This is a genomic window from Dyella sp. EPa41, assembly GCF_016586165.1.
In the GTDB taxonomy this organism is placed as follows: Bacteria; Pseudomonadota; Gammaproteobacteria; order Xanthomonadales; family Rhodanobacteraceae; genus Dyella.
This window is the reverse complement of record NZ_BCPR01000017.1, coordinates 28,108-54,414: the sequence shown is the minus strand read 5'-3', so window position 1 is coordinate 54,414 and position 26,307 is coordinate 28,108. Positions and strand designations below refer to the sequence as shown.

The window sequence follows — 26,307 nt, the reverse complement described above, 5'->3', positions numbered from 1 at the left end:
GCCGTGGCGATCGCGCTGTGCATCCACAGCAACATCGGCGGCACGCAACAACCCGAGTTCTGGGTGATTCCGGCGGGGTTGGTCATCACCGTAGGCATGGCGCCGGTGTTCGCCGACGGCTTCAGCTACATCGCGAGCTCGGTGGCCGTCTGGCTGGTGGTGTCCTGGGGCCAGGTGAACGCCATGCTCCGCATGGACGACGCCAACTGGATCGTGCTGATGACGGTGTCCGGGTTTGGCCTCGGCATTCTGCTCAACCGGCTGTTCGTGGCGGAGCGGAAAAAGACCTTCCTCGTGCAGCGCGAGCTCATCCGCCTGTCCTTCAAGGACGCGCTGACCGGCATCAACAACCGCCGTGGATTGATGGAAACGCTGCAGGACATCCATGCGATCGCATCCGCCGGCGATTTCTATTTCCTGCTGATCGATATCGACGACTTCAAGAAGATCAACGACACCTCGGGACACGATGTCGGTGATCGCGTGCTGATCGAAGTGGCGTCCGTCATCGGTCGACATGCGGAAGGCTATCCGCACGGGCGGCTCGGTGGCGAAGAATTCGGCGTGGTGTTCAACGGCAGGGCGGACGCGGCGCAAGCCTTTGCGGAACGCATCCGCGAACACGTCGCCTCGCTGCGCATCGCGGGGCATGTCGTGACCATCAGCATCGGCATGGCGCGCCTGGAGGCGTCGACCGACCTCGGGGACACCGTTCGTCTCGCGGACCAGGGTCTGTATGAAGCCAAGCAGCGCGGCAAGAATCGCTACGTTTTGAAACCTTGAAGCATCGGCCGTGAGAACTGGCTGACTGCCAGGCAAACGAAAAACCCTGCGCCCTTGATGTCACCCCACATGGGCACACTTCCGGCACTGCACGCCTTGCGCATCGCGCGCGAAGGTGGGCTCCTCATCCATGCCGGAGATTTCGCAAGTCATGACACCGCAGGAACAACAACTACTTGAAGATTTTCTCCAGCGCCTGGTCAGCGCCGGCGGCGTGGCGAAGGATCCGCAGGCCGACGCCTTGATCCGACAGCGGCTTGCCGGCCAGCCCGATGCGCTCTACCTGCTGGTGCAGCGCAGCCTGTTGCAGCAACAGGCGTTGGAAAACGCCAAGGCGCAGATCGCACAGCTGCAGTCACAGGTGGGCTCGCAGCAGGGTGGCGGCAGCTTCCTCGGGAGCCAGCAGCCGGCCTGGGGCGCGACGACGACGCCCTACCCGCCCCAGGCGCCCGCCGCGGCACCCGGTTGGCGCGAGCGCCTGTTCGGCGGCGCCCCGGCGCAACCGCCAGCCGCACCAAGCTTCCTTTCGCAGGCTGCCACCACCGCCGCGGGCGTGGCCGGCGGCATGTTCCTGTTCGAGGGTATCGAAAGCCTGATGGGAGGCCATCACGGTGGAGGCTTCCTGGGCGGCGGACAACAGACCGTCATCGAGAACATCACCGAGAACAACAACTACTACGACGACGACCACGATCGATCGTCGGGCCGCGACGATCGCGACTTTGCCTCGACGGACGATTTCAACGACAACAGCGACGGTGGCTTCGACGACAGCGATTGGTCCTGAAGTTTCCCGTCGAACCAGGCGATGAAGCACGCGCGCCCCCGGTCGCGTACCGGGTGCGCTCTCACGCGGCGTGCCCGGCCAGGGCGCGCAGCGGCAAATGGGGCGACTGGCGCAGGTCGTTGCGCAGGGCTTCAACGAAATAGGCGGGCGCTGCCTCCATGGCGGATCGCAACAGCGCGCATGCCTGCCCGATATGCCCGCGCTCGGTCAGCACCAAGGCCCAACTGCATTTGCCACGGTAATCGCCCTTCTCCGCCGAGGCGCGATAGAGCGCATGCGCGCGCTCGATGTCCGGCGCGGTTTCCCAGCCGTATTCGTAGTACTGCCCAAGGCAATGCATCGCGCGCGCATGCCCCGCTTCGGCCGCCTGCCCAAACCAGCGGAATGCCTCGGCGCGGTTGGCTTTCACGCCACGACCGTTGGCCAGCACATGGGCGAAGTTGTACATGCCCCAGTCCGATCCATGCTCGGCGGCTTCGCGATACCACACGGCCGCCAGCTCATGGTTGACCGCTACGCCGCGGCCGTTCTCGTGGATGCGTCCCAGCATGTTCATCGACATGGCGTCGCCCTGGTGGGCCGCACGTTGGAACCAGTACAGCGCCTCGCCCGTGTTGCGCTCGCAACCAATGCCCTCCAGGTACATCTGCGCCACGCCCAACTGCGAGCCGGCATCACCGGCCAGCGCCTGGGTCAACAGGGTGGCGTGCAGGCGTACAGGATCGGTCCTCAGCAACTGGAGGCATTCGTCGGTGCGTCCCGCAACCGGCGCGCAAATCACGTTGCCGGCCACGCGTACCCCAGGTTGTCCGCGGCGGGCATCCGCACCGCCTGCCATCGCGCCGCCGAGCGCATGCCGTCGCCACATCGGATCGCGGCGCCTGCCTGAGCTGCTGGCTGCGACGCCCACGCATCGGCGTCGAGGACTCCAGGGTTGTGCGGGAGCATGGGTTCTGATCGATTCGTCGGGACGGGATGCCATGTAGCCCGAACAAGATAGTTTTAGTGAGAACAATTCTCAACAACAAGCCTGCCCCATGCGTGGGTAAAACGGCGCCCAACCGCTTTTTCCCATCCACCCGAGCGAACTGATCCGACTGCGGTGATCGCGTCGAAGCCACCGCATGCAGGCCCCGTTCATCCCAACACGCCTTTTGACCGGCATCCTCCATTGGGTAAGCAACCTCTGGCCTAGCTGAAAAGGAAGACGACCCTGCTAGCCTTGCGTTGCCCGCGCACTTCACTCGCGTGGGCTTCTTCGACAGGCAATGAAGCCTGTGAAGCGCAGGGGCACGGAGTTTTCGTCATCCAAATCGGGCAATCCATCGGATAGCCTGCCGGCCGGCTCTGTGCCTCTTCACACCAGACAGCAGGAACCCCGCATGCAGCATCTGGAAGACACCAAGCTCGCCATCATCGGCCTCGGTTACGTCGGCCTTCCTCTGGCCGTCGAGTTTGGCAAGCGCTATGACACCGTCGGTTTCGACATCAACCGGGCACGCATCGATGAACTGCGCGGGGGGCGCGACAGTACCCTTGAGGTCAACAGCGAGGAGCTGGCCGAGGCCGGCCGATTGCGCTTCAGCAGTGAACTGGCGGATCTCGCCGACCGAAATGTCTATATCGTCACGGTGCCCACGCCGATCGACTCGGCCAAGCGCCCCGACCTCACGCCGCTGGTCCGCGCGAGCGAGGCACTGTCCAAAGTGCTCAAGCGCGGCGACACCGTGGTGTACGAATCGACGGTGTATCCGGGCTGCACGGAAGAAGTCTGCGTGCCCATCCTGGAAAAGGGTTCGGGCCTGGTGTTCAACCGCGATTTCTTCGCCGGATACAGCCCCGAGCGCATCAACCCGGGCGACAAGCAGCATCGCGTCACCAGCATCCTCAAGGTCACGTCCGGCTCCACGCCCGAGGCCGCCGATTTCGTCGACCGCCTCTACGGCTCGATCATTACGGCCGGCACGCACAAGGCCAGCTCGCTGAAGGTGGCCGAGGCGGCCAAGGTCATCGAAAACACGCAGCGCGACCTCAACATCGCGCTGGTGAACGATCTCTCGATCCTGTTCAACAAGCTCGGCATCGATACGCTGGAAGTGCTGCAGGCGGCCGGCACCAAGTGGAACTTCCTGCCCTTTCGCCCGGGCCTGGTCGGCGGCCACTGCATCGGCGTGGATCCCTACTACCTGACCCACAAGGCGCAGGAGGTGGGGCACCACCCCGACGTCATCCTGGCGGGCCGGCGCACCAATGACGGCATGGGTGTCTACGTCGCCAACGAAGTGATCCGCCTGATGGTGCGCAAGGGCATCAACCCGGTGCGCGCGCGCGTGCTGGTGCTGGGCCTCGCCTTCAAGGAAAACTGCCCCGACCTGCGCAACACCCGCGTGGTGGACATCGTGCATGCGCTGCACGCGTACAACGCACAGGTGGACGTGCATGACCCGTGGATCAATGCCGACGAGGCCGAGCACGAGTACGCGCTCTCGCCGGTCGCGTCCCCTGTTCCCGGCGATTATGACGCCGTGATCGTGGCCGTGGGCCACCGGCAGTTCATCGAACTTGGCGTCGACGGCATCCGTGGCTACGGCAAGCCGGACTCGGTGGTGTACGACGTAAAATACGTGCTGCCGCGCGACGCCGTCGACGGTCGACTTTGAACTCCAGGGACACGCCATGAAAGTGTTGGTTACCGGTACCGCCGGATTCATCGGCTCCCACGTCGCCGAACGCCTGCTGGCGCGCGGCGACGAAGTTGTCGGACTCGACAACCTCAACGATTACTACGACGTCAACCTGAAGAAGGCGCGCCTGGCGCGCTTCGCGGATCGCCCCGGCTATACCCACATCCACGCGGACCTTGCCGACCGCGCCGCGATGGAGCGCGCGTTCGCGGAACATCGCCCGCAGCGCGTGGTGAACCTGGCCGCGCAGGCGGGCGTGCGTTATGCCGCGGAGAATCCGCACGTCTACACCAGCAGCAACGTGACGGGCTTCCTGCACGTACTCGAAGGCTGCCGCCACCACGGCGTCGAGCATCTCGTGTTCGCTTCCACCAGCTCGGTATATGGCGCGAACACGGCGATGCCGTTTTCCGAGCACCGGTCGGCGGAGCATCCGCTCACGCTGTATGCCGCGACGAAGAAGGCCAACGAGCAGATGGCGCACAGCTACGCGCACCTGTATGGCATTCCCTGCACCGGCCTGCGCTTCTTCACGGTATATGGTCCGTGGGGCCGCCCGGACATGGCGCTGTTCCTGTTCACCAAGGCGATCCTCGCCGGCGAACCGATCCGCGTGTTCAACCACGGCAAGCACAAGCGCAGCTTTACCTACGTGGACGACATCGTCGAGGGCGTGATCCGCACGCTGGACAAGGTGCCATCGATCGACACGACGTGGGACAGCAATGCGCCCGATCCGGCGGTGAGCGGCGTCGCGCCGTTCCGGCTTTTCAACATCGGCAACGAGCGGCCGGTGGAACTGCTGCGGTACATCGAGGTGCTCGAGCAGTGCCTGGGGCGCAAGGCCACGATGGAGCTGCTTCCCCTGCAGGCCGGCGACGTGCCGGATACCGAAGCCGATGTAACCGACCTGATACAGGCCGTTGGCTATAGGCCGCAGGTGTCGGTAGAAACGGGCGTGGCCAACTTTGTACGCTGGTACCGAGAGTACTACCGCGTGTGATTGGCACAGGCCAAGCGTTGGTCCGGACCGACTGACCGAAACGCCACCGACCCGATCCACGTCGCGACAGGACGTTGGCCTACGTGGATTGCTAGGGGAGTGGCGTGATCATCGACTACCTGCACGGGGGGCACCCCGTCGACGTGGACGCGGACTTGTGCATTGTCGGCGGCGGTGCCGCCGGCATCGCCATTGCCCGCGCCTTCCTCGGTACGCGCTTCAACGTCTGCCTCATCGAAAGCGGCGGACTGGGCGGAGAAGACCGCAACCAGGCGTTGTACGAAGGCAGCTCTGCCGGCGATCTGGAGTTCGATCCGGGCACGTCGCGCATGCGGGTGTTCGGCGGCAGTTGCAACCTGTGGGGCGGCGGTTGCATTCCGCTCGGCCGGCAGGACCTGGAGCGGCGCGAATGGGTGCCGCACAGCGGTTGGCCCATCGACTATGCCGAACTGGAACCGTTCTACCGGCGGGCACGCGAATACTGCCGGATCGGCGCCCTCGACCTGGCCGATGGTTCCTTTGCCGAACCGCCGTTCCACGCCTCGCTTCGGTTCGACGAGGACAAGCTGGTCAACCAGTTCTTCGCGCGCAGCCCCATCCTGTTCGGCGATGCGTACCGGACCGAGCTTGAGCGCGCGGGCAACATCACGGTGCTCCTGCACGGCAACTTGCTTGAGCTGAAGGCCAGTGCAGACGGCAGGCGCGTGCGCGAGGCGCATATCGGCGCCCTCAGCGGTGCGCGATGCGTCGTGCGCGCGCGCCACTACGTACTCGCCTGCGGCGGTATCGAGAATGCGCGCCTGTTGTTGCTGTCCAATTCCGTCATGCCTGAGGGCCTGGGCAACCAGCACGACGTGGTCGGCCGTTATTTCATGGACCATCCCAGCGGCAAGCTCGGCACGTTGACCGCGAAAGCACCGCATCGCATCACGCGCCCCTATGAACGGCGGCGCATCAAGGGCGCGCCGCCAGCCTTTCCCGAGATCGCGCTTTCACCGCAGTTCCAGCGGAGGCATCGCGTACTCAATGGCCGCGTGCACCCCTTCGGCGTGGAAGGCCCGCTGCCGCGGGGCATACGCGCGCTGCGCGAACTGAAGACGGCCCTGCGCAACACCGTGCCGGACGAGAATGCGCTGCTCGAGGCGCGTCTGTCCGAGGCGCTGCGCAATGCTCCGGTGGGCCATGTCATCACCGCGCCGGACAACCTCGGCCTCACGGCATTGAAACTGGGCCTCGGCGTAGGCGATCTCGCGCGCGCCTGCGTGCACAAGCTCACCGACCGCCCTACCGTGGCCAACAGCCATGTGGACCTGGTCGGTTACTTCGAGCAAGCCCCCAATCCCGACAGCCGCATCACCTTGGGCCAGGACGTGGATGCGTTCGGCCAGCGCAAGGTGAAGGTCGACTGGCGGCTGACCGCGCTCGACCACGAAACCTATCGTTCGTCGGCACGCGTGTTCGGCGAAGAAATCGCGAGCGCCGGCAAAGGCCATTTCGAGCTCGAGCCGTGGCTGGAGGAACAGGGCAACGCCAGGCCGCAGGTGCACGGCACGGCGCACCACATGGGCACCACGCGAATGTCCGACCACCCGGGCACGGGCGTGGTGGACGCCAGGTGCAAGGTGCATGGCATGGACAACCTGCATATCGCCGGAAGCTCGGTCTTTCCCACCGGTGGCTGGGCGTTCCCCACCTTCACCATCGTGGCGTTGAGCATGCGCCTGGCCGACGAACTGCGTTGCCTGCTGGCCACCTGCGCGAGCTCCGGCTTGCTGTAGGCGCGGGCCTGCATGGCAGCGGCGACCGGACATGCCATGAGCGATCCTCCATCGCTGCGCATGCTTGTCGACGACGGCTCGTGGAGCCTCGGCGAACACGAAGCACTGGTCGTGCTGTTCGACAGCGCGCACTGCGTGGCCTGTCGCGACGAGGCCATGGACGTGTTGTCGATGCCCGAGCGCGAACGTTCGCACCGCTTTCGCCAGCCGCAACACCGCGATGAGTACGTGCTGGCGCACGCGATGTGGCGCCTCGTGCTTGCCGAAGTGCTCGATGTGTCGCCCCGGGACGTTTCATTAGCGAGCACATCGCATGGACAACCCTGCCTGCCGGGAACCGGCCACGCGACCAGCATCAGCCACAGCGGCGGAAAGATCGCCGTGGCCGTCGCGCGTGGCGGGTGCATCGGCGTCGACATCGAACAATCGCCGCCACGCATGGGCATGCAGGATCTGCTCAAAGTCGTATGCACCGCCGAAGAGGCCGAAGCACTGCGGTCGCTTCCCGAGGCCATGCGCGACGATGCGATGCTTGCACTGTGGACACGCAAGGAAGCCTTGCTCAAGGCGTTCGGCGTGGGCCTTCTCGTGGCGCCATCAAGCATCGGTGCTGACGCCGGCGTATCGATATCGCCACCCGCGATCGCCGCGGGATCGCCCGCGTGCATCGTGCGCCAGCTCGCGCTGCCCGCGGGTTGGACAGGCGCACTGGCCGCGCCACGAGCCATCACCCGCGTGCGCATGCAATGGCTGCCGACGCACATCATGACCGGCGCGCGTGATGCATCTGAAGATCGGCCAGTGATGTAACACCCCTGAGACAGCCGAACGGCTGCCATGGCGATCTGCCCAAAGTTGCATCGACGTCGTTGAAAGTTTCACGTTAGCCTTTCGCCGCGCTAAATGGACTCGGCTTTGGGGGCAAGGGGGATTCGGATGCTTCGTTTCCTGCGTCGGCAATCGGTGCGCTGGCTGATGTTGCTTGGCCTGTGCGAGCTGCTGTTGCTCGCCATGTCGCTGGCGACCGCCACGTACCTTCGTTACGGGCACAACGCGGATGAACTCGCCGAGTTCACCGTGCACCTGCCCGAACGCGCGCTGGTGTTCGCTGCCGCCATCGTGTTCGGCATGGTGGCGTTGGGCCAGTACCAGTCACACATGCGCATGACCCGTTTCGGCCTGATGGCCCGCCAGGCCGTGGCTTTCGTGCTTGGCGGCGTGTTGCTGGTGATCGGTTACTACGTGCTGCCGCAGGCCTACGTGGGCCGTGGCGTGCTGGCCATCGCGTTGACGCTGGGTTTCATCTTCGTGCTCGGCATACGCATCGTGTTCCTGCAGCTGGTCGAGGTCGAGGCGCTCAAGCGGCGCGTGCTGATTCTTGGCGCCGGCACGCGCGCATCGCAGATCCACAACCAGATGCGCCGCCGCACCGATCGCCGTGGCTTTTGCGTGGTGGGCTATGTGCCGCATGCGCGCGAAACGGTGGCCGTGCCGGAGGAGCAGCTCATCCGCACGTCCCTCTCGCTGTGCGAGATCGTCGCGCGCGACCAGATCGACGAAGTGGTGGTGGGCGTGGATGACCGCCGCGGCCACTTGCCCATGGATGACCTGCTGGAGTGCCGGCAGATGGGCATCACCATCACCGATCTCACCTCGTTCTTCGAACGCGAGTCTGGGCGGCTGCAGCTGAGCTTCCTCGATCCGTCCTGGCTGGTGTTTTCCGGTGGCTTCAACGGCACGCCGCTGCGCCAGCTGAGCAAGCGTTGCTTCGATCTGGTGGCGGCTTCCCTGCTGCTGTTGCTGTGCTGGCCGTTGATGCTGGTCGAGGTGCTGGCGATCCGGATCGAATCCGGCGCCGGCCAGCCGATCCTGTATCGCCAGGAGCGCGTCGGCGCCCATGGAAGCACCTTCAAGTTGCTGAAGTTCCGCAGCATGCGCACCGATGCCGAGCGCGACGGCATTGCCCGCTGGGCCAGCAAGAACGACGACCGCGTGACGCGCGTCGGCCGCATCAGCCGCAAGCTGCGCATCGACGAGCTGCCGCAGCTTTGGAACGTGCTGAAGGGCGACATGAGCATCGTCGGGCCACGCCCGGAACGTCCGCAGTTCGTTGCCGATCTCGACACGAAGATTCGCTATTACAACCTTCGCCACTGCCTCAAGCCGGGCCTGGCCGGCTGGGCCCAACTCAGCTATCCCTACGGCGCCACCGTCGAAGAGGCTGCCGAGAAACTGAAGTACGACCTGTTCTACGTGAAAAACCACAACCTGCTGCTGGATCTGTTGATCCTGATCCAGACGGTGGAAGTGGTGTTGTTCGGACGGGGCGCTCGCTGAGCGCCGCCGGCCGCAGTGGCCGCCGGGTGGTGGGGGCGTGCAATGCGATCCGCGAGGCCAACGGACCGTGCACGGCAGCCGCCTGGCGACCACTGCGGCCGGTGAAGCAATCAGCGACTGCCTTGTACCGGCTTCTCACCCGTGTGCAAGGCACGCAGTGGAGAACTGTGCCAGTCCACCACCCGGTCTTGATCGAAGCGGACCCAGGACGGCCCGTACTCCCAGAGGTCGCCATGCATCGATACCGGGTCACCCTCGACCGCCCTCACCTCGTCAGCCGACATGCCCAGCCGGAGCGCGGGCGCGTCGGCCGAGTGGCCGTCGTCGCCGGCGCGGGCCTGCATCGGCGCCGACGCCTCGTCGGACGCATCGGCCGACGCCTGTTGGCCGTAGATCGAGTACACGCTCCAGACGAGCGCGCCCATGGCAACCAGCGCCAGGAGCATCGCGAGGCGCCCGCGCGGACGGCGCTTCGGCGCGATGACGTGCGTGACGTGATGGGATGCAGACGCCTCGCGTGGCATTGCCGAAGCGGCGAACGGGTCCGCGATGACGTCAACGCGCAAAGGGGCCCGGCTGGGCTGCGACCCTCGAACAGGCGCGGGCGAGCCCGGCAGCCTTCCATGGCGGCGATGGAATTCCATCGCCGCGCCGTACTGTGCGGTGAGACGTTGCAGCCGGGCCGACGCGCGGACGTCGGCCGGGCGATCCGCCCGGCGGTCGGGATGCAGCATCGCAACCCGGCGTCGGTAGGCCTGCTTGAGCTCCGCGAGCTCGCAGCCCGGGTTCAATCCCAGTTGGCGGTAGAGGTCGAGAAAATCGGTCTCGTGCGTCACCGCCATCCCCCGTACCGTGGCGTTGTAACCTGGCTGGAAGCCTGCGTGTCGCTGGCACCGCGAAAGAGGAACGCGCACCGACTCCGTTCGGTTTGGCCGTCCATACGGCGCTCATGTCGAGCTTGACACGACGTGATGCCGATCACAATATCGAACCAACGTGACAGGGAAAGACGTGTATGCGACGCATCACCTCCCAGCTTGCTGTCCGTACCACCCGCGCACTCGCGCCCTGGCTGCTTCTGTGCCTGCTGACCGTCACGCCGGTCGTCATGGCCAGCACCCTCGATGACATCGTGCCGCCCTCCATGCCCAAAGCACCCAAGCTCGGCGCCCACACCATGCTCACGCAGCCGGAGGGCGAAGGCAGCACGCCCGCGGTGACGTCGTCGTTGAACACGCAGGAAAACGGCAGCTCGCTGCTGGTGCTGGTCGCCGGCCATGCCGACAACCCGGGCGCCCCGACGGACAGCTACGGCAACCTGTGGAAGCCGGTGGGCGAGCCGGTGGTCTACAACGGCTACGACGAACGCTTCAACGCGCGCGCCTTCCTGGCCATCGCCGCACATGGCGGCAAGGGGCACACCGTGCAGGTCGTGAAGGAGGGTTCGCCCGCCGGCGAAATCACCATTCCCTTCATCGAGATCGCACATGCCGGCAAGCTGCAGGACGTCGCGCAGAACTACCCTACGCCAGGCGTCGCCGCCCGCGCGACCAATCGGCTCATGCGCGCATGGCAGGGTTTCAAGGGCGAACCCGATTCCACCAGTTCCGCGCTGACCAGCGGCACGGTCACCACCACCGGCCCCGCCACCCTCGTCGCCGTATGGCTGGGCGATGCCTACGTCTATTCGATGACGGCCATTCCCGGCGACGGCTTCAAGGTGATCGACAGCTACCTCAACCTGCCACCCAGCAGCGGCGTGCAGGCGGCCGTCGCGGTGCGCGAGGTGGATGCTGCTGGCACCTACTCCATCACCTGGCACGGCACGCCCGCGCAAGGCGCCATCCTGTGGTTGTTCGCGTTCCAGGCCGCGCCCTGAGGGCGAACGGCGCATCGCACCTGTAACAGCCGTGTATCACTTCTCCCCGGTGACGCCGTCGCCGCTGCGTCGGCGCGTCGCCACGTGCGTGGCGGCCGTCCAAGGCAGCTACCCCTAACAGCCTATTCCGTCGGAACGGTCGTGTATCGCACGTCGCAGCTTCCTGCTGCTTAGGGCGTATTCACACGAAAAACCTGGCGTCCGAGACTACAGGTGTTCCGGTGCATGACCTGCGTTGCGCGGCATCCGCACCGATCTCAAGGGACGCGGCTTCGGGGGAAGGTGTCTTTGACACGCGGCGGGACCATCCATGGTTCGTACCGCCCCGCATCGAACGCCAGCCAGGGATCGGCAGAGGACATCGCGGCAGTGCGAACCACGATTGTTCAGGGGGAGAAATCATGAACGCCGATGTCGCTCGGCTCATCGATCTGGATTGGGACCACTTCGATCCCTGGCGCATCCAGCACGCACGCCACCGCCTCGCCGAACATCCCCTCCTGCAACTGCCGCAACTGGTGGAACTGGGCAAGCGCCTGGAAGCGCGCGGCCGCGTGCGCACGCACAGCGACGACGCCACGCCCGGCACGCCGTTCAACAACGCGCCGCGCCTGCATCCCAACGTGAAGTCGGCCGCGAGTACGCTGCAGGATATCGAGCAGGCCAAAGCCTGGATGTCGCTGCTCAACGTGCAGACCGACGACACCTATCGCACGCTGGTGGACGAGGTGCTCGACGGCATCCGCCCCGCCATCGACCGCGTGGACCCCGGCATGAGCTATCGCGGCGGGTGGATCTTCATCACTTCGCCGAACGCGGTCACGCCGTTCCATTTCGACAAGGAACACAACTTCATCATGCAGGTGAGCGGTCGCAAGACGCTCTATGTGTGGGACCACCGTGACACCGTCGCCGCCAGCGAAGAAGCGCGCGACCGTTTCCACGCCTGCCATGAACGCGATCGCCTGCATTGGGACGAGAGCCTGCGCGAACGCGCCACCGTCTTCCATCTCGAACCTGGCCAGGGCGCCTACATGCCCTCCACCAGCCCACACATGGTGGAGAACGGCGACAACGCCTCGGTGACCATCAGCTTCACCTATTACACGGACTCCACCCGGCGCGACAGCCTGCTGCATGCCGCCCACGAGCGGCTGCGCCACTGGGGCGTCACGCCGCCGGCCGTGGGCAGGAGCCCGATGCTCGACGCGCTTTTGCATGCCGGCTTTCGATCCGGCATCGATTCGCGCGAGTGGCTGCGCCGCACGTTGGGCAAGCAGCCAAGCACGGATCGCGCGGCCTACGCCGTCGCCTGAGCAGTAGCCGCCCTCGCGGGCGCAGGGGATTCCCATGACGCAATCAGACAACGCACAAGCGGCATCGGCCACCGAGACGCTTTCCTTGCTGGACGTGTTGGTGCGGCACGCTTCACCGGCCGCCGCGCCGGGACGCGAGCGCCTGGAAATGGCGCTGGACCAGAACGTGCTGGCCGCCCTCACACATCGCGCCCAGCAGGCGGGCCTGCCGTTGCATGCGGTGCTTACGGCCGCGCTTGCCCTGCTCGAGTCGCGCCTGACCGGAAGCGCCAGCGTCGCGCTGATGGCCGGCAGTGCCGTCGCGAGGCATGATGTTCCGCTGCAGGGTTCCATTGATGCATGGCTCGCCGCGCGCCCTGTCGTCACGCCCGCCGGCGAAGCCACGCCCAGCGCGATCGGCGCGTGGCAGGAAACCCTGCTCGCTTCGCCGGCCTCGACATCGCCGCTGTCCTGGTCGTTGTGCGCGGATGGAAAGCACCTCGCGCTCGACGCCGATGCGAGCGTATTCGACGAAGCCATGCTGCTGACGCTCGGCAAGGGCATGATGCATGTGTGCCATGGCCTCGCATGCGCCGATCGCCTGGAAGACGTGCTCGCCTTCGACGCGGCATCGCAGCAGACGGTGCTCGACAAGTGGAACGACACCGCCGTCGCGCGGCGTCCACTGGACACCGTGCATGGACTGTTCCGCACCGTCGCCGCCGCCCGCCCCGATGCGCCCGCCCTGGAGGGCGCGCATGGGCGCATGAGCTATCGCGCGCTGGACGAACACAGCGATCGCATCGCCGCTGGCCTCGTGCGGGCCGGCGTGTTGCCCGGCGCCATGGTGGGCATGCTGCTCGACCGCTCGCTCGATGCGGTCGTGGTCATGCTTGGCATCCTCAAGGCCGGCGCGGCTTACCTTCCGCTCGATCGCAGCTACCCGGCCGAGCGCCTCGCCTTTGCGCTCAACGACGCCGACGTGTCGATTGTCGTGGCCCCGCGGGATACGCAGCCGCTGACCGGCGTACCGGCGTCGTGGCTCTCGTGCGAACAACTGGCGGCCACGCCCGCCATGCCATCACTTCCCTCGGTCGACGGGGAAGCGCTGGCCTATGTCATGTATACGTCCGGCTCGACGGGCACGCCCAAGGGCGTGGAAATCCGTCATCGCTCGATCATCCGCCTGGTGCGCGAGGTCGACTACGTAAGCTTCGGCGACAGCCCCCGCGTGCTGCACGCGGCGCCACTCGGCTTCGACGCGGCCACTTTCGAAATCTGGGGCGCCCTGCTCAATGGCGGCACCTGCATCGTCCACGAAGAACACGTGCCCAGTGGCGCCGGCCTGGCGGCGACCATCGCCGGTCACGACGCGCGTATCGCATGGCTGACCGCGGCCCTGTTCAACGCCATCGTCGACCAGGACGGCACGCAGCTGCGTGGACTGGAACAGCTGCTCACCGGTGGCGAAGCGCTCTCGGTGGCCCATGTGCGCAAGGCGCAATCCTTGCTGCCCGGCACGCGGTTGATCAATGGCTACGGCCCCACCGAATGCACCACCTTCGCCACCACGTTCAGCATTCCGCAGAACCAGGATGCGTCGGCCCGTTCGATCCCGATCGGGCGGCCGATCGCCGACACCACGCTGTACGTGCTCAATGCGCGCGGCGAGCAGGTACCCATCGGCGTGATCGGCGAACTCTTCATCGGCGGCCAGGGCGTCGCGCGCGGCTACCTGAAGCGCCCCGAGCTGACCGCGGCGCGCTTCGTACCCAACCGCTTCGGCGCCGAAAGCCCGCAGCTCTATCGCACCGGCGACCTCGTGCGCTGGCTGCCGGAGGGCGTGATCGAGTTCGTCGGCCGTGCCGATACGCAGGTGAAGATCCGCGGCTTCCGCATCGAGATCGGCGAGATCGAAGCAGCCCTGCAGGCTCTTCCCGGCGTGCGCTCGGCCGCGGTGCTCGCGCGCGAGGACCAGCCGGGACAGAAGCGACTGGTCGCCTACTTCGTGGCCGAAGACGATGCGGTGACGGCCCGTTCGTTGCGCGCGCAACTGGCCCGGAGCCTGCCCGAATACATGGTGCCGGTGGCCTACCTGCGGCTGGACAGCCTGCCGGTCACGACAAACGGCAAGCTCGATCGCCGCGCCCTGCCCGCTCCCGGCCGTCGCCGCCCCGAACTCGCGGACCACTACGTGCCGCCCGTGGGCGAGCTCGAGCAGACGCTCTGCGCACTGTTCAGCGACGTGCTGGAGATCGACCAGGTCGGCCGCCTCGACCACTTCTTCGACCTCGGTGGCAATTCGCTGCTCGCGGTGCGGCTGATGGAGCGCATCCATGCAAGCGTATCCGCCTCCCCGACCATTCCCGCCTTCTTCGCCGAACCCACGCCCGCCGCGCTCGCCGCGCTGATCGAAGGGCGCAACAAGCATTCCGCGCTGTCTCCGCGCCTGTCGCGCGGGCGCCAGGGTGATCCATCCGAACCGATCGCGATCGTGGCGGTGTCCGGCCGCTTTCCCGGTGCGGCCGATGTGGAGGCGTTCTGGACGAACCTGTGCGAAGGCCGCGAAACGATCACGCGGTTCTCGGCCGATGAGCTGGATGCCTCGATTCCGGCGTCGCTGCGCGACAACCCCGACTACGTGGCCGCGCGGGGCATTGTCGATGGCGTGGAGGATTTCGACGCCGCGTTCTTCGGCATGTCGCCACGCGAAGCGGAGCTGATGGATCCGCAGCAGCGCATCTTCCTGGAGCTGTGCTGGGAATGCCTGGAGCGCGGCGGCTATACCCCGGACAGGCACGACGTGCCGGTAGGCGTGTTCGGCGGCATGTACCACGCGACCTACTTCCAGCATCACCTGGCGCAGCGGCCGGACCTCATCGACAAGCTCGGCGCCTTCCAGGTGTCGCTCGCCAACGAGAAGGATTTCATCGCCACGCGCGTGTCGCACAAGCTCAACCTCACCGGCCCCGCGCTCAGCGTCAACTCCGCCTGCTCCACGTCGCTGGTGGCGATCTGCCAGGCCGTGGCGGCGCTGCGCGCCGGCCAGTGCGAAATGGCGCTTGCCGGTGGCGCATCGATCACCTGCCCGCCACGCAGCGGCTATCTCTCGCAGGAAGGTTCGATGCTGTCGCCCGACGGCCATACGCGCACCTTCGACGCGAACGCACAGGGCACCGTGTTCAGCGATGGCGCCGCCGTGGTGCTGCTCAAGCGCTGGTCCGATGCCCAGCGTGACGGGGACGACGTGCTCGCGCTGATCCGTGGCATCGGCGTCAACAACGACGGCGGCGGCAAGGCCAGCTATACCGCGCCGAGCAGCGACGGCCAGGCTGCCGTGATCGCCATGGCGCTCGATGATGCCGGCGTTGATGCGCGTTCGATTTCCTACGTCGAAGCCCACGGCACGGCCACGCCGCTGGGTGATCCGATCGAGATCGAGGGCCTCACCACCGCCTTTCGCCGTCACACCGACGATCGCGGCTTCTGCGCCGTCGGCTCGGTGAAGAGCAACATCGGCCACACGGTGATCGCCGCTGGCGCCACCAGCGTGATCAAGACCGCGCTGTCGCTGCATGAACAACTGCTGCCGCCGTCACTGCACGTGCAGGCCAGCAATCCCAAGATCGATTTCGCCAATTCGCCCTTCGTCGTCAATGACACGCTTCGCCCGTGGACCACGGAGGGCCAACCATTGCGCGCAGGCGTCAGTTCATTCGGCGTGGGTGGCACCAACGCGCATGTGATCATGGAGCGGGCACCGCTGCCGGAACCCTCCGATGCCGCCGAAGGCCCGCAATTGCTGGTGCTGTCGGGTCGAACCCCCGCCGCGACGCTCGCCGCGGCGGGCCGCCTCGCCGATCACCTTGCGGCGCATCCGGGCATCAACCTCGCCGACGTCGGCAGCACGCTGCTGCACGGACGCAAGGCCTTCATGCAGCGCAGCCAGGTGGTGGCCGCCGGTGTGGACGAGGCCATCGCGCGACTGCGCGAACTGACAGCCGCCTCGGTGCGCGAAGCGAAGAAACCGGGGCCCGGCGTGGTGTTCCTGTTTCCCGGCCAGGGTTCGCAGTACGCCGGCATGGGCAAGGCGTTGTACGACAGCGAGCCGGTGTTCCAGGCCGCCATCGACGATTGCGCCGAGGTCTTGCGCGGCGAGCTGGGTTTCGACCTGCGCGAGCGGCTGTTTGCCGGCGATGCCGAGGCCCTTCGCGAGACCTCGCTCACCCAGCCGGCCACGTTCGCCATCGAGTACGCCCTGGCGAAACTATGGATGGCGATGGACGTGCCGCCGGTGGCGATGGTCGGCCACAGCGTCGGCGAATTCGTGGCGGCGGTGATCGCCGGCGTGATGAGCCTCGCCGACGGCGCCCGCCTGGTGGCGCGTCGCGGCCGCCTGATGCAGGCCATGCCGGCCGGCGCGATGCTGTCCGTCCGCCTTGCCGCCGAGCAGCTGCTGCCGCGCCTTCCCGGCCATCTGCAGCTCGCCGCGGAAAACAGCCCGACGGCGAGCGTGGTCAGCGGTGAGATCGGCCACGTCGAGGCGTTCCGCACGCAGCTCGAGGCTGAAGGCGTTGCCTGCCGCCTGCTGCAGACCTCGCATGCGTTCCACTCCGCGATGATGGATCCGGTGCTCGAACCGTTCCGCGAGGAAGTGCTGCGCGTGGCGTTGTCGGCACCGGCCATTCCCATCGTCTCCACGTTGACCGGCGAACCGCTGCGCGACGAAGAGGCCATCTCGCCCGATTACTGGACGCGCCATCTCCGCGGCACGGTGCGCTTCTCGCCGGCCCTGCAGCGGCTGCTCGACCAACCCACGCACATCTTCCTCGAAGTGGGTCCACGCAACGCACTCACCACGCTGGCTCGCCAGCATGCGGGCAGTCGTCCGCACCTGGTCGTCGCCAGCGTTGCCGACGCACCGGCTGCGGAGCGTGCCGCGTGGATCGCGGCGATGGGCCAGCTGTGGTGCGCGGGCCTGCCCGTGGCCGTGTGTTCACTGGATCGCCGCCAGCGCCGTCGCCGCGTGCGCCTTCCCACCTATCCGTTCGAACGCAAGCGCCACTGGGTCGAGGCCGCCGCGCCGGCCGGCGTGGCAGCCCCCGCGGCGAACAGCGCGCCTGACAACGTCGTACCTCTTTTTGCCTCTTCTTCCGCACCAGTCGTGGAGCCCGTCATGGAAGCCAACGTTACCGGAGCCAATGCCGGCTCGGCCCGCCAGGCCCGCCTGGTCAACCAACTCGTCGAACTGTTCGAGGATGTCTCGGGCACCGAGTTGCAGGGCATGGATCCCACCTCCGGCTTCGTCGAGCTGGGCCTCGACTCGCTCGCCCTCACCCAGGTCGCGCTGCAACTGCAGAAGACCTTCTCGCTGAAGATCACCTTCCGCGAACTGATGGAGTCGTTCTCCTCCTTCGAGCGCCTTGCCATGCACATCGACCAGATGCTTCCGCCGGAGGCCGCACCGGCTGCGCCTGCCCCGGCCGTCGCCACCGCCGCCGCCACGGTGCAAGCCACCGCCATGCCGGCCATGGCCATCGCTGCGACCGGCAACGTGGTGCAGGACCTGATCCAGCAGCAGATGCAGATCATGCAGCAGCAATTGGCGCTGCTCGCGGCATCGTCGATGGGCGTCGCGCCCGCCGTCGCCGCGCCGGCCCAATCCGCGCCGGCCGCACAGATGCAGCCAGTGCCCGCCGCCGCTCCCGCGTCGCCGGCAGCGACCAGCCAGCCAGACGAAGAGGCTGCGCTCGCGCACACCACCTACGACGTGAAGAAGGCCTTCGGCGCCATCGCGCGCATTCATTCCACGCAGACGGAACTGACCGATCGCCAGCGCGCGCGCCTGGAAGCGTTCATGCGCCGCTACATCGACCGTACGCGTGCATCCAAGGAATACACCGCGCGTCATCGCGACCATCTCGCCGATCCGCGCGTGGTGAACGGCTTCCGTCCGCTGCTGAAGGAAATGATCTACCAGGTCGTGGTGAACCGCTCGAAGGGTTCCAAGGTCTGGGACCTGGACGGCAACGAGTACGTCGATGCGCTCAATGGCTTCGGCATGAACCTGTTCGGCTGGCAGCCGGATTTCGTGCTCGACGCCGTGCGCCGCCAGCTCGATGCCGGTTACGAGATCGGCCCGCAGCATCCATTGGCCGGCGAGGTTGCCGAACAGGTCTGCGAGCTCACCGGCTTCGATCGCGCAGGCCTGTGCAACACGGGTTCCGAAGCGGTGATGGGCGCCATCCGCATCGCGCGCACGGTGACGGGCCGCGACACGCTGGTGATCTTCACCGGCTCCTACCACGGCATTTTCGACGAAGTGATCGTGCGCGGCAGCAAGAAGCTGCGTTCGGTGCCGGCGGCGCCGGGCATCCTGCGCAACACGTCGGAGAACGTGCTGGTGCTGGACTACGGCACGCCCGAATCGCTGCAGATCATCCGCGAGCGCGCCTCCAGCATCGCCGCGGTGCTGGTGGAACCGGTGCAGAGCCGCCGGCCGGACTTCCAGCCACGCGACTTCCTCAAGGAGCTGCGCGCCATCACCGCCGATGCCGGCGCGCTGCTGATCTTCGATGAGGTCGTCACCGGCTTCCGCTCGCATCCGCGCGGCGCGCAGCACGTGCTCGGCATCGACGCTGACCTCGCCTCCTATGGCAAGGTGGTGGGTGGCGGCTTCCCGATCGGCGTGATCGCCGGCAAGCGACGCTACATGGACGCGCTGGACGGCGGCGGCTGGCAGTACGGCGACGCATCGATTCCCACCGTGGGCGTCACCTATTTCGCCGGCACCTTCGTGCGCCATCCGCTGGCGCTGGCCGCGGCGCATGCCGTGCTCAATCACCTGAAGGCGAATGGCGCGGCCCTGCAGGAGCGCCTGAATGCCCGCACCAGCCTGCTGATGGACGAGCTCAACGCGTTCTGCGCCAGCGTCGGTGCGCCGATCCAGCTGGTGCACTTCTCCTCGGTGTGGAAGACCAGCTTCACCGAAGACCATCCGCTGCAGGACCTGCTGTTCGCCATGATGCGCAGTCGCGGCATCCACCTGCTGGACAACTTCCCCTGCTTCTTCACCACCTCGCACTCCGAGCAGGATTTCCAGGCCATCGCCAAGGCCTTCAAGGACTCGGTGCTGGAAATGCAGGAAGCGGAATTCCTGCCGCGCAACAAGCAGGTCGAAGCGCTTGCCTTCGACGCCAGCCGCCCACCGGTGGTCGGCGCGCGCCTGGGCAAGGACCAGGAAGGCAATCCCGCGTGGTTCGTGCCAAACCCCGACGCACCCGGCAAGTACATGAGGGTCAACGCATGAACCCGAACGAGCCGGCCGTCGGCGGCGGCGAGGCGGTTGCCGTCGATTACGATCCGTTTGCCGGCGCCACGCTGGAACGGGTGGTGCCCGCCACCGCGCCGCAACGCGAGGTGTGGCTTGCGTCCACGCTGGAGCCCCACGCATCGCTGGCCTACAACGAGTCGGCCACGCTGCGCCTGCACGGTGAGCTCAATGCCGCCGCGTTGCAGACGGCACTGCAGCAGTTGACGGACCGTCACGAGGCGCTGCGCGCCACCTTCGGCAAGGACGGCAGCGAACTGTGCATTGCCGCGCGGCAATCGCTCGAATGCCCGCTGCGCGATCTCTCCTGGCTCGGTCCCGACGAGCAGCAGGAGGAGATCGACGCGACGCTGCAGCGCGTGGTCACCGAGCCGTTCGACCTGGAAGCCGGCCCGCTGGTGCGCACGCAATTGCTGCGACTGTCGGGCGACGAGCACCTGCTGGTGTTCACCGCGCATCACATCGTGTGCGATGGCTGGTCATTCGGCGTGATCGTGCGGGATCTCGCGGCGCTGTATGCGCAACAGCTGGGCGTTGGCGGCGAGTTGCCGCCAGCGGACCCGTTCACCGACTACGCATTGGCCGAGGCGGCGCACGGGCAGAGCCAGGAGGGGCGTGACGCCGAAGCCTATTGGATGAAGCGGTTCGCCGACGCGGCGCCCTCGCTCGACCTGCCGACCGATTACCCGCGCCCCCGCCAGCGCACGTTCGCATCCCGGCGCGAGGACCTGCTGCTCGACGCGTCGCTGGTCGCCGCCGTGAAGCGCACCGGCGCCCAGCGCGGCGCCAGCCTGTATGCCACGTTGCTCGCTGCCTTTGGCCTCTTGCTGCAACGGCTGAGCGGGCAGGACGACGTCGTGATCGGCATTCCATCCGCCGGCCAGGCCGCCGGTGGCCACCATGGCCTGGTGGGACATTGCGTCAACGTGCTGCCGCTGCGCCTGTCGATCGACACGGCGGCCCCCTTTGCCGAAAGCCTCGCCAAGGTGCGTGGCGATCTGCTCGATGCCTTCGATCACCAGCAGTACACCATCGGCAGCCTGCTTGCCCGCCTTGCCCTGCCGCGCGATCCGGGCCGCCTGCCGCTGGCGAGCGTGCTGTTCAATCTCGACCAGGCACTGGATGAGCGCACGCTCGGCTTTCCCGGGCTTTCGTTCGAGTTCGCGGGCGTGCCGCGCGCATTCGAGAACTTCGAGCTGTTCGTGAATGCCGTGCAGCTGCCGCACGGCCTGCGGCTGGAATGCCAATACAACGCGGATCTGTTCGACGCCGCCACGGTGCACGCCTGGCTCGATGCGTATGCCACGTTGTTGCGAAACGCGGCGGAAGCACCGGAGGTTGCGGGCGGCACGCTCGCCCTCGTCTCCGACTGCGCGCTTGCCGCGCTGCACTCGCTGCAGCCCCAACGCACGCCCTACCCTGCGGACCGCCTTGCCCATGAATACTTCGAGGCGCAGGCGGATCGCGCGCCTGCGCGCACCGCCGTGGCCGGCGCGCAGCCGTTGTCCTATGCGCAGCTGGAGGCACGCGCGAACCGCATGGCCCACGTGCTGCGCGAACGCGGCGTGGGCCGGGGCAGCCTGGTCGGCCTTTCGCTGGCGCGCAGCACGGACATGCTGGCTTCGCTGCTCGCGGTGCTGAAGTCCGGCGCCGGCTACGTGCCGCTCGACCCCGGCTTTCCACCGGAACGCCTCGGCTTCATGGCGCGGGACGCCGCCCTGGCCGCGCTCATCGTCGATGACGAGGCCGCGTCGGTGTTCGACTTCCCGGCAAGCCAGGTGCTTTCGCTCGGGCGCGACGCCGCGCGGATCGATGCCGCCAGCGAAACGCGCCTGCCGCGCGACGAACGCTCCGCCACGCCGGAGTCGCCGGCGTATGTCATCTACACCTCCGGCTCCACCGGCAAGCCCAAGGGCGTGCGCGTGCCGCATCGCGCCGCCTCCAATTTCATCAGCAGCATGCAGCGCGAGCCGGGCATCGTCGAAGACGATCGCCTGGTCGCGGTCACCACGCTGTCCTTCGACATCGCGTTCCTGGAACTGATGCTGCCGCTCAGCGTCGGCGCCGCCATCGTGCTGGCGACCCATGACGAGGTGCGCGACGGCACCGCCCTGCGCCGGCTGGTCGAGCAGAGCGGGGCCACGATGATGCAGGCGACGCCGGCCGGCTGGCGCGTACTGCTGGAATCGGGCTGGGCGGGGCGAGCGGGCTTCAAGGCCATCGCCGGCGGCGAACCGCTGCCGCTCGACCTGGCCGAGTCGCTGCTGGCCTGTGGCGGTGAGTTGTGGAATGCCTACGGTCCGACCGAAACCACGGTGTGGTCCACGCTGTGGCGCGTACACGATCCGCGTGACGGCATCACGATCGGACACCCGATCGCCAACACCACCGTGCATGTCCTGGACGAGCACGGTGCGCCCTGCCCGCTGGGCATGCCCGGCGAAATCTATATCGGCGGCGACGGCGTCACGCTCGGCTATCTCAACCGGCCAGAACTCAACGTGGAGCGCTTCCTGCCCGATCCCTTCACGGGTGACTCGCAGGCGCGCTTCTATCGCACCGGCGACCGTGGCCGTTGGCTGGCCAGCGGCGAGCTGGAGCACCGCGGCCGCCTCGACTTCCAGGTGAAGATCCGCGGTTACCGCATCGAGCTCGGCGAGATCGAAGCGGCCCTGGCGGATCTGCCTGAAGTGGCGCGCGCCGTGGTCATGGCGCGCGAGGATCGTCCCGGCGACGTGCGCCTGGTGGCCTATGTCGTGCCCAGCGAAGGTATCGATCTCGAACAGGTCGACCTGTGTCCCCGCCTGCGCCAGCGCCTGCCCGATTACATGGTCCCGCAGCATTTCGTGGCAATGGATGCCATCCCGCTGCTGCCGAACGGCAAGATCGACCGCAAGTCGCTGCCCGCACCATCGCAGCCCGCGGCACCCGCTCGCCGCGAACGCCGCGCGCCGCAGACCGGGACGGAGCAGCGCGTCGCCGCCGCCATGGAGGCGGTGCTGGCCTTGCCCGACCTGGATGCGCGCGACAACTTCTTCGCCCTCGGCGGCCACTCGCTGCTGGCCGCGCAGCTCACCGCGCGGCTGAACCGCGAGTTCGGCATCGCGCTGTCCTTCCGCACGCTGTTCGATGCGCCCACCATCGAAGGATTGGCCGAGGCCATCGACAGCGAGCGCGGCGTGTCGGCTCCCGCAGCCAACGACGAGATCCCGCGTCTCGCCCAACGCGGGCAGGCGCCGCTGTCGTCCATGCAACAACGCCTGTGGTACCTGGAGCAGCTGCATCCGGGTCGCGTGGTCTACAACACGCCGTCGGCACACCGCCTGCGCGGCCCCATGAACGTCGCCGCATTCCAGCAGGCCATGGGCGACGTGGTGCAACGCCAGCCGGTGCTGCGCACCTCGATCGAAGCCGGCGAGGTCGCAGGGATGCAGCGCATCCACGCGGACATCGCGCTGGCGCTGCCGGTAGAGGATCTCTCGGCCCTGCCCGCCGACGACCGCCTGCCCGCCTTGATGCGCGAGCTGGAAGCCGATATCGCCCGTCCCTTCGATCTGTCCCAACCACCGCTGTTCCGCGCGCGGCTGTTCCGCCTCGGCGAACAGGACCACGTGCTGTACTTCATGGCCCACCACATCATCTGGGACGGCTGGTCGTTCGACCTGCTCTATGAAGACCTGTCGAAAGCCTATGTCGCGCGCTGCGCGGGCGAGGCATCGACCGCGCTCGCGCCGCTGCCGGTGGAATACGCCGATTTTTCCGCCTGGCATCGCGACCGCATGCGCCGCGCCACCGTGCAACAACAGCTCGCGCATTGGATGAAGACGCTGGACGGTGCGCTGGAACCGCTGGAGCTACCCGCCGACCGCCCGCGTCCCGCGCGCATGTCCGGCGCGGGCGCCACCGAATGGGTGCGCATTCCGGCCGAGCGCGCCGCTGCGGTACACGCGCTCGCGCAACGCGCCGAGGCGACCTCGTTCATGGTGTTGCTGGCGACCTACTACGTGCTGCTGCATCGCCTGAGTGGCCAGCGCGACCTCGTCGTCGGCACACCGGTGCGCGGACGTGACCGGGTGGAAACGGAAGGCATCATGGGCCTGTTCGTCAATGCGCTGCCGCTGCGCCTGACGGTGGACCCCGAGGCGCCGTTCCTCGAGGTGGTGAAGCAGGTGCGCCGGGTCGTGCTGGATGCGTTTGCGCATCCCGACGTGCCGTTCGAACAGCTGGTCTTCTCGCTCGGCGTGGCCCGCGACGAAAGCCGTCCACCGATCTACCAGGCGATGTTCTCCTTCCAGGACGCGCGCCGCCGCATCGTTTCGTGGGGCGATCTCGCGCACGAACACCTGCCGGTGTTCCAGCGCGGTGCGGCGGACGATATCGGCCTGTGGTTCCTCGAACAGGAACACGGCCTGCTCGGCGGCATCACCTACAACACCGACATCCTCGATGCATCGACCGCGGCCCGCTTTCGCGACAGCTACGAGACGCTGCTCGCCTCGGCGCTGGCCGATCCCGCCACATCGGTTTCCCGCCTCGACATGCTGCCGGCCTCACAGCGGGACGCGCTGCGACAGTGGAACGAAACCCGCCTCGACGTACCGGCGCTGCCGCTGCATGCGTTGATCGAGACCCAATGCGACCGCGCGCCGTCGCGTACGGCGATCCGCTGCGGCAACCGCGTGCTCGACTATCGCCAGCTCGATGCCCGCGCCAACCGCATTGCGCATGCGCTGCGCGTGCGTGGCGTCGCGCACGGCGCTCTGGTCGGTGTTTCGCTCACGCGCAGTACCGACATGGTCGCGACCCTGCTGGCCGTGCTGAAGACCGGCGCGGGCTATGTGCCGCTCGACCCCGAGTTTCCGCCGGATCGCCTGGCCTACATGGTCCAGGACGCCAACCTGGCCATGCTGGTGGCCGAATCCGCCACGGCGGGCCGTTTCAGCGAGAGCCCGTGCGCGAAACTGCTGCTCGACGAGTGCGCCGATGAACTGGATGCCGCGCCGGTGACGCGTCTTCCGGCCGATCCTGCGCTCGACGGCCACTCGACCGCCTATGTCATCTACACCTCCGGTTCCACCGGCCGCCCCAAGGGCGTGGCGATTCCGCACCGCGCGGTAGTGAACTTCCTCACGGGCATGGCAGCGCGTCCGGGACTTGAGAGCAACGATCGCCTGCTCGCGGTCACCACGCTGTCCTTCGACATCGCCGTGCTGGAGCTGTTTGGTCCGCTCAGCGTCGGTGCGCAGGTGGTCCTTGCCACGCGCGACGAGTCCGTGGATGGCGACGCGCTCAACCAGCTGCTGGCCGGGCATGGCGCGACCATCATGCAAGCCACGCCGGTCACCTGGCGCATGCTGCTGCAGACGCCGTGGCAACCGCCGCCGGGTTTCCGCGCGCTGTGCGGCGGCGAGCCGTTGTCGGCGGACCTGGCGGCCCTGCTGATCGCTCGCGGCTGCGAGGTGTGGAACATGTACGGCCCTACCGAAACGACGGTGTGGTCCACCTGCTGGCGCGTGGAACACCCCGGCCGCGGCATTTCCATCGGCACGCCGATCGCCAACACCCGCGTATGGATCGTCGACGAACACGGCCAACCCTGTCCGATCGGCGTGCCCGGCGAGATCTGGATCGGCGGCGATGGCGTGGCGCTGGGCTATCTGCATCGCGAGGAACTCACCGCCGAACGCTTCCCCATCGACCCCTTCGGCAACACGCCCGGCGCGCGCATCTATCGCACGGGCGACCGCGGTCGCTGGCTGGCGAACGGAACACTGGAGCACATGGGCCGACTGGATTTCCAGGTGAAGCTGCGTGGCTTCCGCATCGAGCCGGGCGAAATCGAGGCGGTCGCCCGCATGGAGCCCGCCGTGACCGATTGCGTGGTGGTGATGCGCGAGATCGGGGCGAACGACGAGCGCCTGGTGCTCTACGCCGTCTGCAGCGAAGACGAAGAGCTCCTGTGGCCAAGGTTGCGCGCCCGGCTCGCCGCCCGCCTGCCCGTCTACATGCAACCCCAGCACTTCGTGAAGCTGTCCGCGCTGCCGCGCACGCCCAACGGCAAGACCGACCGCAAGGCCCTGCCCGCGCCGTCACTCAACGCCATGCCGCACAGCGACGAAGCGGAGCCGGGCGTCAGCCTCAGCGAGGATGCGCGCGAGCGTTACCTGGGTGCGGTGTGGTGCGAGCTGGTCGGGGCGGACGATGTGCGCGCCAGCGACAACTTCTTCGATATCGGCGGCCACTCGCTGCTGGCGATCGAAATGGTCACGCGCGTAAAGCGGGAAACCGGCGTCAAGCTCAATCTGCTGGACGTGGCCACCAGTCCGCTGGCGACGCTTGCCGCGGCGCTGCCCGAAGGCGATCTCACGGAGCCGGGCAAGACGGCTTCGCTGGGCGGACGCCTGCGCCAACTGTTCGGACGGCGTTGACAT

13 protein-coding genes are annotated in these 26,307 nt (G+C 67.2%); 11 read left to right on the top strand and 2 right to left on the bottom strand.

Annotation, left to right across the window (positions count from 1 at the left end; all coding sequences use genetic code 11):
- Positions 1-3 precede the first annotated feature (3 nt).
- Together JMF82_RS07855 and JMF82_RS07850 are read left to right on the top strand one after the other, a co-directional pair.
- On the top strand, positions 4-783 hold the full coding sequence (locus tag JMF82_RS07855) for a GGDEF domain-containing protein (protein WP_201313976.1): 780 nt from the start codon (positions 4-6) through the stop codon (positions 781-783).
- A gap of 151 nt (positions 784-934) precedes the next feature.
- Positions 935-1,570: a DUF2076 domain-containing protein gene (locus tag JMF82_RS07850; protein WP_201313975.1), complete on the top strand. Its 636-nt coding sequence runs from the start codon at positions 935-937 to the stop codon at positions 1,568-1,570.
- Between the two features lie 61 nt (positions 1,571-1,631).
- On the opposite strand, the gene JMF82_RS07845 is transcribed toward JMF82_RS07850, so the two are convergent.
- Positions 1,632-2,438, bottom strand: a complete 807-nt coding sequence (locus tag JMF82_RS07845) for a tetratricopeptide repeat protein (protein WP_236585354.1) — start codon at positions 2,436-2,438, stop codon at positions 1,632-1,634.
- 514 nt (positions 2,439-2,952) lie between these two features.
- Here JMF82_RS07845 and tviB point away from each other — a divergent pair.
- The 5 genes from tviB (at position 2,953) to JMF82_RS07820 (ending at position 9,372) form a co-directional block, all read left to right on the top strand.
- Positions 2,953-4,230 carry a Vi polysaccharide biosynthesis UDP-N-acetylglucosamine C-6 dehydrogenase TviB gene (gene tviB, locus JMF82_RS07840; RefSeq protein ID WP_201313974.1) on the top strand — a complete coding sequence of 426 codons (1,278 nt, stop codon included), beginning with the start codon at positions 2,953-2,955 and terminating at the stop codon, positions 4,228-4,230.
- 16 nt (positions 4,231-4,246) lie between these two features.
- Complete coding sequence (locus JMF82_RS07835; protein ID WP_201313973.1) at positions 4,247-5,257, top strand: NAD-dependent epimerase; 1,011 nt, start codon at positions 4,247-4,249, stop codon at positions 5,255-5,257.
- A gap of 104 nt (positions 5,258-5,361) precedes the next feature.
- Positions 5,362-7,035, top strand: a complete 1,674-nt coding sequence (locus tag JMF82_RS07830) for a GMC oxidoreductase (protein WP_201313972.1) — start codon at positions 5,362-5,364, stop codon at positions 7,033-7,035.
- A gap of 36 nt (positions 7,036-7,071) precedes the next feature.
- Positions 7,072-7,845: a 4'-phosphopantetheinyl transferase superfamily protein gene (locus tag JMF82_RS07825; protein ID WP_201313971.1), complete on the top strand. Its 774-nt coding sequence runs from the start codon at positions 7,072-7,074 to the stop codon at positions 7,843-7,845.
- 126 nt (positions 7,846-7,971) lie between these two features.
- Complete coding sequence (locus tag JMF82_RS07820) at positions 7,972-9,372, top strand: TIGR03013 family XrtA/PEP-CTERM system glycosyltransferase (RefSeq protein WP_201313970.1); 1,401 nt, start codon at positions 7,972-7,974, stop codon at positions 9,370-9,372.
- Between the two features lie 110 nt (positions 9,373-9,482).
- Here the strand turns inward: JMF82_RS07820 and JMF82_RS07815 are convergent, their stop codons facing one another.
- On the bottom strand, positions 9,483-10,214 hold the full coding sequence (locus JMF82_RS07815) for a J domain-containing protein (RefSeq protein ID WP_201313969.1): 732 nt from the start codon (positions 10,212-10,214) through the stop codon (positions 9,483-9,485).
- Positions 10,215-10,387: 173 nt separating this feature from the next.
- Between JMF82_RS07815 and JMF82_RS07810 the strand changes: the two genes are divergently transcribed.
- From JMF82_RS07810 to JMF82_RS07795, 4 genes are all read left to right on the top strand, one after another.
- Complete coding sequence (locus JMF82_RS07810; RefSeq protein WP_201313968.1) at positions 10,388-11,251, top strand: hypothetical protein; 864 nt, start codon at positions 10,388-10,390, stop codon at positions 11,249-11,251.
- 401 nt (positions 11,252-11,652) lie between these two features.
- Complete coding sequence (locus JMF82_RS07805; RefSeq protein ID WP_201313967.1) at positions 11,653-12,567, top strand: cupin-like domain-containing protein; 915 nt, start codon at positions 11,653-11,655, stop codon at positions 12,565-12,567.
- 34 nt (positions 12,568-12,601) lie between these two features.
- Positions 12,602-19,855, top strand: coding sequence for a polyketide synthase (locus JMF82_RS07800; RefSeq protein WP_201313966.1), 7,254 nt, complete (start codon positions 12,602-12,604; stop codon positions 19,853-19,855).
- Positions 19,852-26,304, top strand: coding sequence for a non-ribosomal peptide synthetase (locus JMF82_RS07795; protein WP_201313965.1), 6,453 nt, complete (start codon positions 19,852-19,854; stop codon positions 26,302-26,304). Before JMF82_RS07800 ends, JMF82_RS07795 begins: the two co-directional genes overlap by 4 nt.
- The last annotated feature ends 3 nt before the right edge of the window (positions 26,305-26,307 follow it).

Bases quoted from the DNA above. Each gene is read 5' to 3' on its own strand.
- JMF82_RS07820 (WP_201313970.1), top strand. From the start codon at position 7,972: ATGCTTCGTTTCCTGCGTCGGCAATCGGTGCGCTGGCTGATGTTGCTT.
- JMF82_RS07835 (WP_201313973.1), top strand. From the start codon at position 4,247: ATGAAAGTGTTGGTTACCGGTACCGCCGGATTCATCGGCTCCCACGTC.
- tviB (WP_201313974.1), top strand. From the start codon at position 2,953: ATGCAGCATCTGGAAGACACCAAGCTCGCCATCATCGGCCTCGGTTAC.
- JMF82_RS07850 (WP_201313975.1), top strand. From the start codon at position 935: ATGACACCGCAGGAACAACAACTACTTGAAGATTTTCTCCAGCGCCTG.
- JMF82_RS07815 (WP_201313969.1), bottom strand. From the start codon at position 10,214: ATGGCGGTGACGCACGAGACCGATTTTCTCGACCTCTACCGCCAACTG.
- JMF82_RS07825 (WP_201313971.1), top strand. From the start codon at position 7,072: ATGAGCGATCCTCCATCGCTGCGCATGCTTGTCGACGACGGCTCGTGG.
- JMF82_RS07795 (WP_201313965.1), top strand. From the start codon at position 19,852: ATGAACCCGAACGAGCCGGCCGTCGGCGGCGGCGAGGCGGTTGCCGTC.
- JMF82_RS07810 (WP_201313968.1), top strand. From the start codon at position 10,388: ATGCGACGCATCACCTCCCAGCTTGCTGTCCGTACCACCCGCGCACTC.
- JMF82_RS07805 (WP_201313967.1), top strand. From the start codon at position 11,653: ATGAACGCCGATGTCGCTCGGCTCATCGATCTGGATTGGGACCACTTC.
- JMF82_RS07800 (WP_201313966.1), top strand. From the start codon at position 12,602: ATGACGCAATCAGACAACGCACAAGCGGCATCGGCCACCGAGACGCTT.
- JMF82_RS07845 (WP_236585354.1), bottom strand. From the start codon at position 2,438: ATGTGGCGACGGCATGCGCTCGGCGGCGCGATGGCAGGCGGTGCGGAT.